Genomic DNA, 16902 nt, shown 5'->3' with positions numbered 1-16902 from the left:
CGCCGTTCGTTGTTGTTACGGGAACATGCCCTTCGGCGTCTCACCCTTCAGGAAGGGCTCGATGAAGGCGTAGAGCAGGTCCGTCTGATTGATGACCGCCGTGTGCGACGTTGCCGGCAGGATGGCGAGACGCGAAGCCGAAAGCGGCTTGCCCATGTCGCCCATCGCGCCGCCACCGAGCAGGCGGAACATCGCAACGTTGTGATCGAGCGTCGCCACATCGGCGTCGCCGGCAATGATCAGAACCGGTGCCTTCAGCGCCTTGACGTCCGCCTCCCAGGCCATGGGCTCCTTTTCGAGCTGGATGAGCTTGCGGGCCAGTTCCGGGAAACCGTCCGGATTGGCTGCGAGCTTGCGATAATCCTCGGCAAAGGGCAGGCCGACGATCATCTCCACGGTCATCTGCGGGATCACGGCCTTGAATTCCGGCTGCCAGCCCTCAGCATCATAGGCGACGGATGCGGCCGCAAGCTTGTTCACCTTTTCCGGGTGGCGGATCGCCAGCTGGAGGGCGGCGGCCGCACCCATCGAGTAGCCGAAGACATCCGCCTTTTCGAGCTTCACCGCATCCATGAAGGCGGCGACGTCGTCGGCGAGGTTCGGATAGGTGATCGGCCGGTCGATATCGGTGGTGCGGCCATGACCCTGCAACTCGACCGCATAGACCTTGTGGGTCTCGGCCAGCTTCGGGATGATCGCCCCCATCGACGGAATGTTCATATAGGCGCCGTGCAGAACGACGAGCGGCTCGCCCTCGCCCGAGACCTCGTAGTACATCTTCATGCCGTTGACATCGACGCGATTGCCCACCGGCTCGGCCACGGCAAATGCAGTGCCGGAGAGCAGCAGGACGCCTGCAATCAAAGCGGTGCGAAACATTCTCAATCTCCTTGTTGTGTGGCCGGCCCAACACCGGCGTCGAGATTAAGACGCACGGCGGATGCACTTCCCGACACCGCGGATCGAGAAACTCGCGCTTTCGTTGTTTTCCTATCCGCCGCGATGCCCGCCGGCGTTGCGCGATGCACTAAATTAGCCGTCTATCGCCGCCTGGCGGGCAGCTATCGACGGTGCAGCACATAGGCCTTGAGAAGCTCCGCGTGGTTGTGGATCTCGTCCTTCACGCTGTAGAGCAAGGTCACGGGACCGGCGGTGATCCGCTGGCGCAACTGGTCGACGGCCGCCTGGTTGCCCTCCAGTTCGGCCAAATAGCGCTCGCTGAAATCGGCCCAGTTCCCCTGGTCGCCATGAAACCAGCGGCGCAGCTCGGTCGACGGGGCGATTTCCTTCAGCCACAGGTCAACGGCCGCTTCCGCCTTGGTCATTCCGCGTGGCCAGAGGCGATCGACGAGAATGCGCGTGCCGTCGCTATCGGCCTTCGGTTCGTAAACCCGTTTCGTATGAACCTGCATGATCGCCCTCGATGCGCGTTACCCCGCCTTTTGGACCATAGCGGAGAACCGTTGTCCAATCGCGCAAAGGGGCAACGGCGCCTGCCGCCTACACGCCGCGCCGGTTACCCCAGAGCAGGACATGCAGTTGCGGCAGCACGCGCGCTTCGAACCAACGGTCCTCCGTGACCTTGCCGACGAGCCACAGCATGCGATCGATGATACCGTCGATGTCCACCTGCGCGTCGTCGTCATCAGGCGGTGGCGGGGTATGGTTGCCGGGTTGCAGATAGAGCGGCAGATGCGGGTAGCGCGCCGCCGCGTCCCGGGCATAGGCATAGTCGCGTTCGTCGAAGACGACGATCTTCAACGCCACCTGCGGCCCATCCGCTGCCATGCGAAGACAGTCGTCGAACGCATGCCAATCCGTCTCCATGCCGCTCGACGGCGGCTTCGGACTCAAGACCAGTACGTCGAGATCGGCAAACCAGTCCTTGGCGAGGCTGCCCTGCGTCTCCAGCGCGAAGCGGTACCCCTCCTCGCGTCCACGTGCGATCAGGGGCGCCAGCGGCTGGATCGCCGGGTTTCCGCCGGAAAGCGAGACCGTCAGCGGCTTGCCGCCGGAAAGCTTGACGACCTCCTGCCAGATCTGCTCGACACCCATCGGCAGCCATTGCTCACGGTATTCGCTATCGACCGCGTGCAGCGTGTCGCACCAGCTGCAGCGATAATCGCAGCCGCCGGTGCGCACGAACACGGTCGGCAGCCCGATCAGGATGCCCTCGCCCTGGATCGTCGGCCCGAAGATTTCGCTGACACGAATGCGCGCTTCTGCCGGCCCGCTCATGGCCGGTATTCCGCCCAGGTCTTCGGCGTCTCGCTGACACGCACGGCCGACGTTTCCGGCAGCCTTGCCTTGCACCAGTCGTAGAAATGCTTCGCCAGGCATTCGGCCGTCACCCGGTCGTGGCCGAGAACGTCGTTCAGATGGCGATGGTCGAAGCTCTCGTCGATGTAGCGCTTCAGCGGCGAAAGCTCGTGATAGTCGCGCACGAAGCCGTGTTCGTTGAGCTCGGCGCCGGCAAGTTCGACTTCGACGACGTAGTTGTGACCGTGCAGCCGCGCACATTGATGGTCAGCCGGCAGGCTCTTCAGTTGGTGCGAGGCGGAGAAATGGAATTCCTTGGTGATCCGGAACATCACTTCACCTCCTCGGCCGCGAAGGCCGACGTCGCCGCCACCCAGAAATCCGGATCCTCGTAGTCGGTCGGGTCGGCGACCCCCGCCAGATCGAAGGCCTCGCGCCGCTCGACGCAGGTGCCGCAGCGGCCGCAATGGCGCAAGCCGCCCTTGTAACAGGACCAGGTCTCGGCAAAGGGCGTTCCGTGGCTCGCACCGTCGGTGACGATGTCCGCCTTGGAGATCGTCACATAGGGCGCGTAGAGCCTGACCTCGGCGTAGCCGTCGAGTGCGTGGTTCTGCATCGCCTGAAACGCGTCGATGAAGCCGGGGCGGCAGTCGGGATAGATGAAATGGTCGCCGCCATGCACGGCGACCGCCACCGCATCCGCTTTCTGTGCCGCCGCCAGCCCGAAGGCTATGGCGAGCATGATGGCGTTGCGGTTCGGAACCACCGTCGCCTTCATCGTTTCCTCGGCGTAGTGGCCGTCGGGCACGTCGACATCGTCCGTCAATGCCGATCCGGTGAGATGGGCGCCGATCGCGCTGATGTCGATGACCTGATGCGGAACGCCGAGCCGCTTGGCACAGGCGGCGGCAAAGTCCAGCTCCTTGCGGTGTCGCTGGCCGTAATCGAAGGAGAGCAGGCCAATGAGTTCGTGTTCGGCTGCGACCTTGTGGGCAAGCGATACCGAGTCCAATCCGCCGGAGCAGATGACGATTGTCTTCATGATAGGTGTCCTTGTTTTGACCGGGTAGGCTGCGACCGGATTACGGCGCGCCTTCTAGGGCAAAGCAGGACCGATGGGAAGCGTTATGTTGGCCCCCGGAGCAACGCAGCCTCTTCCCGCGCGCCACACGCGCGACCTCCGCATTCTCAAACTGAACCCGAAACGCACGCGTCCCACCCTTAAATGCAAGGGTGGGACACGCAAGCATCAGGTTTGGGGGATCTTTCGATGGCTACTGCTGCAAACCCGGATAGGCCCATACGCCCGAAACCCGCATCAGATCGCGGTAAATGACCAACCGCTCGTCAGCCCCGACCTTTGCGGCTTCATCCTGGGTTGGCGCGTCCAGTGCATTAAGCGGCACCACCGCCGTCGGAAGATCGCGCTGCATCAAGGCATCCTCCATGACAGTACGCGCACGGCGCATGTGGCTCGAACTGGTCACCAGGATTACCGTGTCGGCCTGATGCCGCACCAGAAGATTGGCGGCATTGATCACGTTGCCGATCGTATCTTTCGACTTGTCCTCAATCATGATGCGATCGCGGCTGATCCCCTTGTCGACCAGCCACTTGGACATGACGTCACCTTCCGTAACGCCATTTTTCGGCACGCCGCCACTCACCATGACGAGCGCTGTCGGATTGGCCTCGGCGGCCTTCAACGTCACCTCGAGACGGTCGAGCAGGGTTTGCTGCGCCTTGCCGTCATCGGCAAGCGCATAACCCAGTGCGACGATCACGACTTTGCCTGGCACGGTCGGGACGTCGAAGTTCGGCTTTTCAGCCATGATCTGTTCTGCCCGAACGAACCGCTTGCGGTACTCTTCCGCCCGTTCGCGATCGAGACCGGCCAGGGCCTGGTGGGCAAGCGCCGCGCTGGTCTCATCGCCACGAATACGGGCAATGGCCTCCAGCCAGCTTTGCGCATCGAAAGCGGTCGGGTCCTTGCCAAGGATGCCCTGGAAGGTCGCCTGGGCGTCGTCGAGCTTCTTCTGGATGATCTGGGTCGCCGCAACGGCATACTGGAAGTCCAACCGTTCAGGCGCGAGCGTCGCCGCTTCCTTGAAGGCTTCCTCCACGACATCATATTTGCCATGGAGCGTAATGCCCTTGAAGACCTCGGCTTCCGCTTTTTTGACGTCGCCGCCCGACCAGTAATACTGCATGCCGGTGTCGACCAGCTGTTTGATACGGGCAGCGTTGGCCTGGTCGAAGGCGCCGGCCGGAAAGGCTGAAATGAGACACGCAGTCGCTGTCAACAGTCCGAGGAGGCGACGCCTTGCGCTGCGCGCCTTTACCGAACGCGGGGTGCCCGATGCAGTCACGGTCGACCCCGAGGGGGCAAAAATGGAACTCGGCTTCATTTAAATCTCCCAGTTTTCCGGTTGCCCGCCGGCTTTCTCGCCCTCGGGCCGATAGCGTTTCCGTATTCACTTGCGATTTGGCCATCTCCTTGCGGCCAATATTAGAAATACCAAAACATGACCACCTGTCCAGCTCGCGGCAGCGCAACCAGCCGGAATGGCGCGCAAAGCCGCAACAATTCGTGTTACATTTCTTACAGATAGCGAATACAAGTTGCGCGCGCGTTCCGAAACAGTCGCTGATTGGCGTTATATTGGTATTATCCAATTGCGCAGCAGGCGCGCACAGCGAGCGGGCGCAATCGCTGAATGACCAAGGTGTCATGGCGGGCCGGTAGTAAGTGCAAAGCCTGCTTCAACGACCTCGCTGCTGACGGGCAGTCGAGAACCTACCCCGCCGCTCGGAAAGTCTCAGCGCACTCTTTGCGCGCCGCTGTCGAAGGCACCATAGCGGGGGGCCGATGCGCCGACCCGTTTGACGGTTCGAAGAGATCTGACGTTTGAAGTCACGCAAATCCGAAGAGGATGGCTCCTCGCGGTTTTCAGATTTGCTCGCGGCCCGACGCTGCGGCGCCGGGCCGCGAGCCTTCTCTGCTCATCGTCATGCATGCGCATGCGGATGCTGACGTTCGTCCCAGACGGCCCAGATCGCGAGCACGGTCACCAGCGCCCCGAGGACGACATGCGTCCACATGGGGTTGGGACTGGTCGAGAAACCGAGCAGCCAGGGTGAAGCGATCAGCCAGAGCCCGACGATGAGGCTTGCCCATTCTTCCCATTCCGCAAACATGGCAAGCGTCGCGATCGCCAAAACGCCGAGCACGACGCCGGCGCCCCAGGCGTTCCAGGCCGGAACGCTCTCGACAACGAAACCCATGATCCAGGGGGAGACGAACAGGCAGATTGCAAGAACCAGATTGATCCAGTCCTGTGCTTTCTTTCCTTCCATCAGTGCCATGACAACCTCCACGAATGAAGCTTGGCCAAAGCGTACGATCGCGTGCGGTCGCACGCTCTGAAAACATAATAAATTCAACCGGAACCGCTTTCAAATCTTTTTCGCGTGAGCACATGGTGGTGGCATGCCCAAAATCGAGCGGCGAACCGGCGATCCGCCGCCCTTAGTCGGTGCCTAGGCACGGTTTGTGCGCCGTTTCGCGCGGGCTCTAGTAGCCGCGCGCAGCGCCCGCGCCGATGCGGCTGTCGACCGCGCCATTGTAGCGGGCGCCACCTCCAGCCTTGATGTCAGAGAGGCTTTCGCCGCCAACGAGAATGCCGGTCGCCTGCCCCCAGATCGTCCAGCTTTCGTCGATCTGAACGTTATGCCCCATGGCTGACAGCAGCTTGCGGGTATCGGGCGAGAGCGCATAGGGCTCCATGAACACCTTGTCCGGCAGCCACTGGTGGTGAATGCGCGGTGCGTCGACCGCCTCCTGGATGTTCATGCCGTGGTCGATGACGTTGAGGATCGCTTCGAGCGTGATGGTGATGATGCGCGCGCCGCCGGGGCTGCCGATCACCATGAACGGTTTGCCGTCCTTGGAAATGATCGTCGGGCTCATCGACGACAGCGGCGTCTTGCCGGGCGCGATCGCGTTCGCCTCGCCCTGCACCAGCCCGTAGAGATTGGGCACACCGGGTTTGGCGGTGAAGTCATCCATCTCGTTGTTGAGCAGAATGCCGGTTCCGGGCGCCACCACGCCGGTCCCGAAGGAGCCGTTCAGCGTGTAGGTGACGGCGACGGCATTGCCCTCGTCGTCGATGATCGAATAGTGCGTCGTCTCCTTGCTTTCGCCGAAGCCCTTGGGGATCAGCGTCGCCGAAACGCCGGCGCGAAACGGGTCGATCTTGCCGCGGATTTCCTCGGCGTAGGCCTTGTCGGTGAGCTTGCTGACGGGGTTCTCGACGAAGTCCGGATCGCCGAGCGCCGTGTTGCGGTCGACATAGGCGTGGCGCATGGCCTCGATCATCACATGCACGGTCTCGGCGGCGCCATAGCCCATGTAGGAAATCGGATAACCTTCGAGCACGTTGAGGATTTCGCAGATGATCACGCCGCCTGAGGACGGAGGTGGCGAGGAGACGATGTCATAGCCGCGATAGTTGCACTTGACCGGCTCCAGTTCGCGCACGGCGTAACGCTCGAAATCCGCTTTCGCAAGAATGCCGCCCTTCTCCGCGCTCGCCTTGACGATCTGGTCGGCAATCGCACCCTTGTAGAAGGCGTCGGTGCCCTTCTCGGCAATGCTCGAAAGCGAAGCGGCAAGGTCGGCCTGGATCAGCTTCTCGCCGGCGACGAACGGCTTTCCGTCCTTGAGGAAGATGGCGGCGGCAGCCGGATCCTTGGCAAGCCTGTCCGTCTCGCCCTCGAAGGAATCGATATCGCCCTGCTCCAGCACGAAGCCGTCCTTGGCAAGCGCGATCGCCGGTGCGATCAATTCGGAAAGCGGTTTGGTGCCATAGCGACTGCGCGCCGTTTCGAAGCCCATGACCGGCCCCGGCACGCCGACGGCGAGATAGCCCTCGGTGCTCAGCCCATCGACGACGTCGCCCTTGGCGTCGAGATACATGGTCTTGGTCGCAGCTTGCGGCGCGCGTTCGCGGAAGTCGAGGAACGTCGTCTTGCCGTCCTTGAAGCGGATCGTCATGAAACCGCCGCCACCGATATTGCCGGCGGTCGGATAGGTGACGGCAAGCGCATAGCCGACAGCAACGGCCGCATCCACGGCATTGCCGCCGCTTTTCAGCACGGCAACACCGACATCGGACGCCAGGTGCTGGGCGGAGACCACCATGCCGTGCTCCGCCTTCACGGGCTCGGGTGAGGCCGCCTGCACCGCCCAGGGCGTCAGGCTCGATGCAATGAGCAACGTAATCGACAGGGTCTTCAAGCGGGAACTCGGCATGCGTCTCTCCCTCGCAGGCTCGCGGCGCATTGCCAAAATTCAATGACCGTGGCCTCGCCGCGTCGAGCGCGGTGGCAACGATCGTTCGGGTAGGGGCAAGCACCTGATGTGGGCGGCTATGAAGTGCGGGAAGTATAGTCACGCTCAATCGACGATGGCAAATCACAGGTGACCGCGGCCGGCGCCCGAGCGCCGCCCGTCGGTCCGCGTCCGCTTCCCCCGCCTTCGAGACGGGGAAGCGTCGCGCAAGCGTCAGGCTGCATCCGCAAGGATCAGATCGGCGCCCTTTTCCGCGACCATCATCGTCGGCGCGTTGATGTTGCCGGCGGTGATGTTGGGGAAAATCGAGGCATCGACGACGCGCAGGCCGGGCACGCCGTGGACCTTCAGGCGGCTGTCGACGACCGAACTCGCCTGGTCCGGCCCCATCGCGCAGGTGCCGCAGAGGTGGTAGATCGAGCCCGAGTTTTCACGGAAATAGTCCATCAGCGCTTCGTCGCTTTCGACGCGCGGCGTCGGCGAAATTTCTTCCGCGGTCAGCGAGGAGAGCGCCGAGGCAGATGCGATGCGCCGGACGAGCCGGCTGCCCTGCAGCACCTCGTCGATGTCGCGATCGGTCGTCAGATAGTTCGGTCGGATCAACGGTTTCGCCGAGGGGTCGCCGGACGCAATCGAGATGCTGCCGCGGCTGGTCGGCCGGCAGGAGTTGAAGCAGATCAGGTAGCCGGGATAGGGCTCCGGCTTCAGCCCGGCCTTCGGGTCCTTCGGGATCCGGTAGGAGAGCGGGTTGAAGTAGAGCTGGATGTTCGGCCGCTCTTCGTCGGGCCGGCCGCGGAAGAAGCCGCCCGCCTGGTTGACGCTCATCGAGAAAGGCCCCTTGCCGGTCAAGAGATATTGCAGGCCGAGACGCATCTGGCCGAACAGACTGCCGAACTCGTCGTTGAGCGTCGGGATCGTTGCGCGATAATAGAAGCTGGCGCAGAGGTGATCCTGCAGGTTCTGGCCGACCGCCGGCAAATGCCGCCGCGTTTCCACGCCCGCTGACGACAGCGCCTTGCCGTCACCGATGCCTGAGACTTGCAGCAGTTGCGGGCTACCGACCGCGCCGGCGGCCAGAATGACCTCGCGCCCCGCCGTGAAGCGCCGGCGCGTCCCATTCTGGATGATATCGACGCCGGTCACGCGTCCATCTTCACCGAAGACCAACCGCTCGGCCTGCGCGTAGCGTTCGATCGTCAGATTAGGACGCTTGAGGGCGGGCCTAAGATATTCGGCGCTCGAATGCGAGCGGCGGCCGTTGTTGGTGTTGACGTCGTAGACGCCGGCGCCCTCGATCGAGGCACCGTTGAAATCCTCGTTCAAGGGCAGTTGCAGCGAACCGCAGCTTTCGAGAAAGGCATCGGTGATCGGATGCGTCATGCCGCGCATCGGCGTGATGTGGATCGGGCCTTCGCCGCCGTGCCACTCGGACGATCCGCGCGCATGGGTTTCGAGCTTGCGAAAATAGGGAAGCACGTCGTCGTAGCCCCAGCCCGTGTTGCCGGCGCTCTTCCAGTCGTCGAAGTCGTCGCGCGCACCGCGCACATAGATCATCGCGTTGATCGATCCGGAGCCGCCCTGGACCTTGCCGCGCGGCACATAGATGCTGCGGTCCTGAAGCGCGGCCTCGGGCTCGCTCGAATACATCCAATTGACCGCGGGATTGTAGTAGCTGCGGGCATAGCCGACCGGGATCTTGAACCAGAAGGAATTGTCGTTGCCGCCGGCCTCGATCAAAAGCACCCTGTGGCGACCGTTTTCGCTGAGCCGGCTCGCAAGAATGCAGCCGGCCGACCCGGCGCCGACGATGATGTAGTCGTAGATCATCTGCATGTCCTATCGTCGGAGTTATCCGCGTGCCGGCGCGAAGGCCTTCACGTCCGCCGGCCGGCTGTCCATCTGCAGGTGCAGGCGCTCGCCGGTGTACGGCGTGTGCTTTTCGACGACGTCCATGTTGAGCTCGATGCCAAGGCCAGGCTCGCGCGACGGGATGATGTAGCCATCCTCGACGGCGAGCTTGGTCTTGAGCACATCCGCATGAAATCCGCTGAAATCGAGGATCGCCTCATGGATGAGGAAGTTCGGCGTCGCGGCGGAAAGCTGGATACTGGCCGCAGCCCCGACCGGGCCGTTATAGAGATGCGGGGCGATCTGGGCGTAATAGGCTTCTGCCATGCCAGCGATCTTCTTGGCCTCGAGAAGCCCGCCGACGCGCGCCACGTTCATCTGCAGGATCGAGGCAGCCTTCAGTTCGAGCACGCGCTGGAATTCGTATTTGGTCGTCAGGCGCTCGCCGGTCGAAATCGGGATCGAGGTCGCGCGCGCCACCTCTGCCATCGCCGCTTCCTGTCCGGGAGGAACCGGTTCTTCGAACCAGAGCGGGTCGTATTTTTCGAGACGCCGCGCCAGCCGAATGGCCGAAGACGGCACCATCTGACCGTGCGTGCCGAAGAGCAGGTCGGCGCTGCTTCCGACCGCATCACGGATCTTGCGGCAGAATTCCTCCGAGCGGTCCATCACGCCGAGCGAAAGCTGGTGGCCCGAATAGTTGGTGTAGGGACCGGCCGGGTCGAACTTGACGGCGGTAAAGCCCATCTCGACCATTTCGACGGCACATTCGGCGGCGAGATCCGGATCGTTGAAGTCGAACTCTCCGGCCGCGTTCTTCGGGTAGAGATAGGTATAGGCGCGGAGCTTCTCGTGCACCGTGCCGCCCAAGAGGTCTGCGACCGGCCGGCCGGCGGCCTTGCCGATGATATCCCAGCACGCAATCTCAAGGCCCGAGACGATGCCCATCATCGTCGGGTCCGGGCGCTGGGTGAAACCGCTCGAATAGGCCGAACGCCAGAAGCGCTCGATCTGGTGGGGATCATGACCGAGCAGATGCCGCTCGAAGACGTCTTCGATCAGCGGCGTCAGCGCCTTCGGATGGAACGAGGTCGCATAGATCTCGCCGATGCCCTCGATGCCGCAGGCGGTCGTGAGACGCACGAAGATCCAGTACATTCCGCCCACATGCGGCGGCGGGACGGCGACGGCATAGGTCTTGAGAGACGCGATCTTCATGGGGGTCATCCCTTTTTCTTGAGGCGGGCCATCAGCGCCAGGGTGGCGATAGCGCCGAGGACGCAGATGGCGGCGATGTAGCCGAAATAGAACTGGTAGCCGGCGATGCCCGGATAGCGGTCCGACAGATATCCGTTGACCAGCGGCAGGTAGGTGTCGGGCGCGTAGCCGACGAGCGAGATGATGCCGATCGCAAGGCCGGTGATGTTTGTCGGCACCTGGCAATCGTCGAGGATCGCCCAATAGAGGCCGCGGATCGTGTAGGTGATGAGGCCGACGAGCAGCACCAGCCCGACGAAGAGGGCCGTGGAGCCGACGCCCGGCAGGGCGATCATCGCCACGAGGCTGGCGGCTGCGACGATGAAGCTCAGGAGCAGGATGCCGGTCTTTCCGAAGCGGTCACCGAGCAAGCCGCCGCCGATACCGCCGACCGGGCGCAGCCACAGCTTGATCGTGACGATCAGGCCGGCCATGGCGGCTGAAATGCCGAAGCCGCCTTCCTGCAGATAGGCCGAGAAGCTGTAGGTCGCGAGGAACACGTGATAGCCGCAGAAGATGATGGCGGCGACGAGCCAGACCTCGGGGATGCGGAGCAGCGTCTTGATGTCGGCGAGCAGGTTGCCCTCGCGCTTGCGCGGGCTCTTGTCGACAGCGACGGGCTGCGACACGGCGAAATAGGCGATGCCGACGACGATGCAGAAGACGGCATAGAGCAGCACGACATCACGGAAACCCATCGCAAGCCCGGCACCGCGCGTTTCCGTCGTGAAGACGAAGAGCGCGATGGCGACGCTCGCCAGCAGCGCCTCGACCAGGCCACGGCCGCCGTCGAGAATGCCGAAGAAGCGTCCCTGCTCATTGGCGCCGGCGATCAGGTTCACCTGCTTCAGCGTCGCCGCCCAGAACGTCAGGCCCGTCGTGACGCCGAAACCGCAATAGATGACGAGCAGCGATGAGTAGCCGGGCAGCGTCGCGTACCAGAGGCCGAGCAGACCGGTGCCGACCATGGAGATGAGAATGAGGATGCGCGGCTGGACGCGGTCGGCGAGCCAACCGCTCGGCAGGTAGCCGACGAGGAAGCTGGTGCCGAGGATGGAATAGAGGACGCCAAGCTCGGTGTTCGAGAGCTTCAGCACCTCCAGCATCGTCGTCTGGTAGGATTGGCGCAGATAGAGGATCGGATAGATCGCACCGGCGGCGATCACGATCAGCGCCAGTTGCAGGTAACGGCTGCGGGCCGACACGGACGGCGCAGCGATTTCTGTTTCGGAAATTGTGCTCAAGGGTCGTCTCCTCCCCGACCGATGGCGGGAGCGTGCCATCGGCCCGGTCTTGATGTTGATGTCCGAACAATTCCGGTTCCCGTCCGGAATCGTGTTATTTCAAATGTTCAGTGTTTCAGGACGACGAGGCGCGTCTGGGTGAATTCCAGCATGCCGTGCTTGCCGTCGTCGCCGCCGAGGCCCGAGCGTTTCCAGCCGGCGTGGAAGCCTTGATAGGGATCCGCCGGGAAGCGGTTGACGTAGAGCTCGCCCGCCTCGATCGCGTCGCTGGCCCGCATGACGGTGCGATAGTTCTCGGTGAAGAGCACCGAGCTCAGGCCGAACTGATGATCGTTCGCCAGCGCCAGCGCTTCCTCGAAGGTGGAATAGCGGATCACCGCAAGCACCGGACCGAAGACTTCCTCGCGCACGATCTCCATTTCCTGGCGGCAGCCGGAAATCAGCGTCGGCGGATAGAAGTAGCCTGGTCCGTCCGGCAGATAGCCACCGGTCTCGATCGTTCCACCTTCCGCCTTCGCCTGTTCGACCATTTCATGCACGCGCTTTTGCGCGGCGGCATTGGCGAGCGGCCCCATGCGGGTCGCATCCTCGGCGCGGTCGCCGAAGGCGCGGGCGGCAAACCCTTCGCGCAGCTTGGCGAGCAGCATGTCATGCACGCTTTCGTGGACATAGAGCCGCTCGGCGCTGGTGCAGACCTGGCCGCAATGGGCGGTCTTGGCGGCGACGATCGCCTGCGCCACAGCATCGAGATCCGCATCCGGCTCGACGATGACAGGCGTCTTGCCGCCGAGTTCGAGCGAGGGCTTGGCGATGTTTTCCTTGCAATAATCGAGCACGATGCGGCCGGCCGAAACGCTGCCGGTCAGCGTGATCATGCCGACGCCGGGATGGCTGCAGAGCGTTTTCGCAACGTCATGCGACATGGTGAGGATATTGACGAGACCCTCCGGCAGGCCGGCCTCCACGATCGCTTCGGCAAAGGCGAAGGCGGACGTCGGCGTGTTGTTGCTCGGGCGCACGACGACGGCGTTTCCCGCGATCAGCGCCGGGGCGATTTTGCGCACAAGCGTGTAGATCGGATAGTTGAACGGGATCAGACCGGCAACGACACCGATCGGAACACGCTTCAAGAGCAGCGTTTCGCCGGGATTGTCGCTCTCGATCACTTCGCCCTCGATGCGGCGTGCCCATTCGGCGTGGTATCGCATCAGTTCCGCGCCGTAGATGACCTCGGCGGTCGCGTCGGCGAGGCTCTTGCCCGACTCCTTTGCCAAGGCCGCCCCAATGTTTTCGGCTCGGTTCTCCAATACGGTCGCCAGGCGACGAAGCGCGTCGCCGCGCTGGATAGCCGGCAGAGCCGCCCAGGCGCGCTGCGCCTTCACGGCTGCCTCGACCGCCGTTGTTGCCTCCTCATCCGTGGCTGCCGGCACCGACGTGAAGACCTGGCCGGTTGCCGGATTGCGGACGTCGATAGTCATCGCAGACGTGCTTTCGATGAAACGACCGCCGGAAAAGTTGCGATAGGGGCTCATGGCATCTCGGATGTGTTGGCCGCGGCTCCGGGCGCCAAAAGCGCGCGGGACAAGCGGACTGCGCGGGAGAGAGCACAACGAGCGACGGCCCGTCTCTCTCCCCGACCGAGACCGTCACGAAACTGTTGCGACGATAGGGCCGGAGGCACAAGCGAGTAATTTTCGGTGAGAGCATTCCAAAATGGAATGCTCGGCTCAGGCCGCGCGGTCGGCCGAAACTTCCGTAAGCAGCCAGGCACGGAAAGCATCGACCTTGCCGTCATTTCCGGCCCGGGGCCGCGTCACGAACCAGTAGGACTCATGCCCCTCGACTTCGACATCGAAGAGTTGCACGAGCTGCCCAGTTTCCAACTGAACCCGCACCATCGAACGATCGGCAACGGTGACGCCCAGGCCCGCGCAGGCCGCCTCGATCGCAAGGTCGAGCAGGTCGAACTCCAGCCCGCCGCGCGTATCGACATCCTGGAACCCGGCCGCATCCAGCCAATGGCGCCAGGTCAGATAACGCCGGTCGGGCGAGGCCAATACATGCAGGAAGGTAAAGCGCTGAAGATCCGCCGGACCCTCGACTTTCACGCCTTCGAGCAGCGATGGCGCACAGACGACGACATGCCGCTCGGTCATCAGGATGCTGGCATCCAGCATCGGCCACTCGCCGTCGCCGAAGCGGATCGCGCAATCGAGAAGGCCGCGCTCGGCAAGCGTGTCCGTGGCCTCCGTGCTGAGGCTGATATCGACGTCGGGCAAAGCTGCGCGCAGCCGGGCAAGACGCGGCAACAGCCAGCGCTTGGCAAACGTCGGCGGAACGTTGATCCGCAAGCGGTTCTGGTTGCTCTTCTCGGTAATGCTGCGCAGCGACACCTCGATGCTGTGAAACGCCTCCTGGATCGTCGCCAGCAGTTCGGCACCAGCCGGCGTCAGTTCGAGATGGTGGTGGCGGCGGATCAGCAGGTCCTCGCCGAGCTCGTCCTCGAGGTTGCGAACCTGGCGGCTGACCGCGCTTTGCGTCAGGTTCAGCCGCTCGGCCGCCCGCGTGAAGCTGCGGGTCTGCCCGACCACTTCGAAGACCTTCATCGCCGACAATCCAGGAAGTCTTCGCATCGATAACGTGGCCTCGGGAAACTACTATATCTCCGCGGATTGCCGCGGATCGATGCTTACTCTTGCGTGCCGTGCTCTAGCGCACAAGCACGAAAATCCAAACCGCACCTACTGACCACAGGCATGCGTCCGGTTGCCTCGCAACGACAAACGGCGGCTCTCGCCGCCGTTTACCTATCCAATCCATCGTCTGGCCAAGCCCAGACGAAAACTGGAAACTCAATCGCGCCTACTCCGCGGCATAAAAGCCGTAGAGTACCGGCATCAGCCCGACCAGGGCCTCGAAACGCTTGAACGACTTGCGCTCCGGCTTGGTCCAGCCGGTTTCGGCGAGCGCCGAAAGCCGGGGGAAGACGAGCCGATCGAAGACGGCGCGGTCGGTCATCGGTTCGGACCAGATGCAGCACTGCACGCCGAGCAGGTGTTTCTTCTGCGCATCCGTCCAGCCCTCCACGGGGTCGAAGGTGTAGAGCTTTTCCGGATCCGACCAGCCGGCCCAGCTACCGCCCGGTTCCGACCAGGCCGGGCTGTTGGCCATGTCGAGATAGTAGACCTGGCCGGGGCAGACGACGATGTCATAGCCTTCCTCGGCGAGTGCTGCCGATGCCTCGACCGTGCGCCAGCCGAAGAGCAGCGATTTCGCCTTGTCGATGACATTGCCGTGGGCCGCCTCCTGCCACCCACCGGTGACGCATTCGCGGCTTGCCAGGAATTTCTGGACGCGGGCCAGGAACTCGCCCTGCAGCACCGCCGCACCCGAGCCGTCGATCTCGTCAGCGCCGTGGGTGTTGGTGACGACGTTCAGCCGCTTGGCATGGGTTTCAGCGACCTCGTCGCCGGCGAGCGCGCGCAGCCGTGCCAGTGCTTCCGGCGAACCGGACCAGGCGCCGAGCGGCACCTCGTCGGCACCGACATGGATGGCGCGCATCGGGAAGAGTTCGATCAACTCGTCGAAGATGATCTCCAGCACGCGATAGGTCTCTTCACGTGCCGGGTTGAGGCAATTGTCCGGGAAGCCCTGGACCGAATGATAGCTGCCCTTCTCCTCGGGGTCGCGCAGCTCCGGGATCGCCTGCAGCATGGCATAGGAATGTCCGGGAATGTCGATTTCCGGCATCACCTCGATGCCGAGGCTTGCAGCCAGCGCCACGATCTGGCGGACCGCCGCCTTGGTGTAATAGCCGCCGGTCGGTTCAGGACCGGAGCCGAGCAGCGGCGGGATCTTGCGGCCGTGGCCACGCCAGGCGCCGATTTCGGTCAGCGCCGGATAGGCATCGATCTCGATGCGCCAGGCCTCGTCGTCGGTCAGGTGCCAGTGGAAACGATTGAGCTTGTTCCAGGCCATCAGCCGCAGGAAGCGCTCGACTTCCGCTGTGCTGTAGAACTGCCGGGCGACGTCGAGATGGGTGCCGCGCCAGGCGAGCGCCGGCTCATCCTTGATCTCGCCGCCCGTCGGAAACACGAAGGTGCCGGGATGCGACCGCGCCCCGCGCAGGACCTGACCGAGCGTGATCAGTCCGTAGAGGATGCCCGTCTCGCTACCACCCGAAACGGCAACGCCGGCGGGCGAGAAGCGGATCTTGTAGGCCTCCGGACCAAGGTCTGCTGCCTTGGACAATTCGACCGGGAAACCGCCCTCCGCCACCGGCCGGACAATACCCTCGACCGGAAACAGGCTGGCCGTGAGATCGGCAAAGGCCTTGGCCGCGGCTGACGCTTCACTGCCTTCGGCCTTCAGGTCAAGGCCCGGAGGCGCCAGCAACTGACCGGAGACCACAACAGCCTGCGGCCAGGGCACGATCGAGACCGGCACCGGCGCCACCTTCGGCACCGGATAGACGGCGGCGCCACGTTTCAGCTCGGCATTATCGCCATGCGCCCGCGAGGCAAGCACCGCAACCGGCGCATTCGTGCCGTCGGACAGAACCAGGAAGGCGGCGTTGGCGCCATCGGTCCAGTGGCGGGGCTCGAAGCTCATGCCGTGGGCCTTGAGGGTCCAGGTCGCGCCGGGCTTCAGCTCAAACCCTTCGGGTGGCGCGAATTCGGCATAGTTGGAGAGCCGGACGAGAAGCTGCCCGCCCTCGACCTCGGCGGCAGGATCGATGCGCGCGGGGCCGGAGACGCCGAGTCGAAAACCCTTGATCGTCCGGTCCGAATTGTTGGTGAGCGTCAGCGCATAGACCGACCTGTCGGCAGTGCCGACCGGCACCCAGAGCGTTTCCAGAAGATAGTCAGATTTGGCGGCAAACGTCATCAAATGGCTCCATGAATGATTGGTCTCTGCGTTCGGCCGGAAGGCCAGCGCGTT

The 16902-nt window shown here is 63.5% G+C and carries 14 protein-coding genes; all 14 read right to left on the bottom strand.

Going from position 1 to position 16902, the window contains the following annotated elements:
* Window positions 1-15 precede the first annotated feature (15 nt).
* On the bottom strand, window positions 16-879 hold the full coding sequence (locus OKW20_RS10850) for an alpha/beta fold hydrolase (protein ID WP_429172105.1): 864 nt from the start codon (window positions 877-879) through the stop codon (window positions 16-18).
* Between the two features lie 182 nt (window positions 880-1061).
* Entirely contained in the window at window positions 1062-1412 is a 351-nt protein-coding gene (locus OKW20_RS10845) for a DUF488 domain-containing protein (protein ID WP_429172103.1), read from the bottom strand.
* Between the two features lie 88 nt (window positions 1413-1500).
* Window positions 1501-2238 (bottom strand): 7-carboxy-7-deazaguanine synthase QueE, encoded by a 738-nt coding sequence (gene queE, locus OKW20_RS10840; protein WP_429172101.1) that lies wholly within the window; start codon window positions 2236-2238, stop codon window positions 1501-1503.
* Window positions 2235-2591 (bottom strand): 6-carboxytetrahydropterin synthase QueD, encoded by a 357-nt coding sequence (queD, locus tag OKW20_RS10835; protein WP_034789625.1) that lies wholly within the window; start codon window positions 2589-2591, stop codon window positions 2235-2237. The genes queE and queD overlap by 4 nt, the downstream gene beginning before the upstream one ends.
* Window positions 2591-3301 carry a 7-cyano-7-deazaguanine synthase QueC gene (gene queC / locus OKW20_RS10830; RefSeq protein WP_429172099.1) on the bottom strand — a complete coding sequence of 237 codons (711 nt, stop codon included), beginning with the start codon at window positions 3299-3301 and terminating at the stop codon, window positions 2591-2593. The genes queD and queC overlap by 1 nt, the downstream gene beginning before the upstream one ends.
* A 232-nt stretch (window positions 3302-3533) precedes the next feature.
* Window positions 3534-4667 carry an ElyC/SanA/YdcF family protein gene (locus OKW20_RS10825; RefSeq protein ID WP_429172097.1) on the bottom strand — a complete coding sequence of 378 codons (1134 nt, stop codon included), beginning with the start codon at window positions 4665-4667 and terminating at the stop codon, window positions 3534-3536.
* Between the two features lie 601 nt (window positions 4668-5268).
* Window positions 5269-5625: an SPW repeat protein gene (locus OKW20_RS10820; protein WP_043611028.1), complete on the bottom strand. Its 357-nt coding sequence runs from the start codon at window positions 5623-5625 to the stop codon at window positions 5269-5271.
* A gap of 208 nt (window positions 5626-5833) precedes the next feature.
* The gene (ggt, locus tag OKW20_RS10815) at window positions 5834-7573 is read right to left on the bottom strand and encodes a gamma-glutamyltransferase (RefSeq protein ID WP_429172095.1); all 1740 of its coding nucleotides are present in this window, start codon (window positions 7571-7573) and stop codon (window positions 5834-5836) included.
* A gap of 252 nt (window positions 7574-7825) precedes the next feature.
* Window positions 7826-9445 (bottom strand): GMC family oxidoreductase, encoded by a 1620-nt coding sequence (locus OKW20_RS10810; RefSeq protein WP_429172093.1) that lies wholly within the window; start codon window positions 9443-9445, stop codon window positions 7826-7828.
* A gap of 15 nt (window positions 9446-9460) precedes the next feature.
* Window positions 9461-10678: a mandelate racemase/muconate lactonizing enzyme family protein gene (locus OKW20_RS10805; RefSeq protein WP_429172091.1), complete on the bottom strand. Its 1218-nt coding sequence runs from the start codon at window positions 10676-10678 to the stop codon at window positions 9461-9463.
* 5 nt (window positions 10679-10683) lie between these two features.
* Window positions 10684-11961: an MFS transporter gene (locus OKW20_RS10800; RefSeq protein WP_429172089.1), complete on the bottom strand. Its 1278-nt coding sequence runs from the start codon at window positions 11959-11961 to the stop codon at window positions 10684-10686.
* Between the two features lie 107 nt (window positions 11962-12068).
* Window positions 12069-13493: an aldehyde dehydrogenase gene (gene aldA / locus OKW20_RS10795; protein ID WP_429172087.1), complete on the bottom strand. Its 1425-nt coding sequence runs from the start codon at window positions 13491-13493 to the stop codon at window positions 12069-12071.
* A gap of 195 nt (window positions 13494-13688) precedes the next feature.
* Window positions 13689-14567, bottom strand: a complete 879-nt coding sequence (locus OKW20_RS10790) for a LysR substrate-binding domain-containing protein (protein WP_429172085.1) — start codon at window positions 14565-14567, stop codon at window positions 13689-13691.
* A 256-nt stretch (window positions 14568-14823) separates the two neighbouring features.
* Window positions 14824-16848 (bottom strand): beta-N-acetylhexosaminidase, encoded by a 2025-nt coding sequence (locus OKW20_RS10785; protein WP_429172083.1) that lies wholly within the window; start codon window positions 16846-16848, stop codon window positions 14824-14826.
* Between the last annotated feature and the right edge of the window lie 54 nt (window positions 16849-16902).

This window comes from Ensifer sp. LBL, assembly GCF_050435225.1.
Classification (GTDB): Bacteria; Pseudomonadota; Alphaproteobacteria; order Rhizobiales; family Rhizobiaceae; genus Ensifer.
This window is presented reverse-complemented; position numbering and strand designations above follow the sequence as displayed.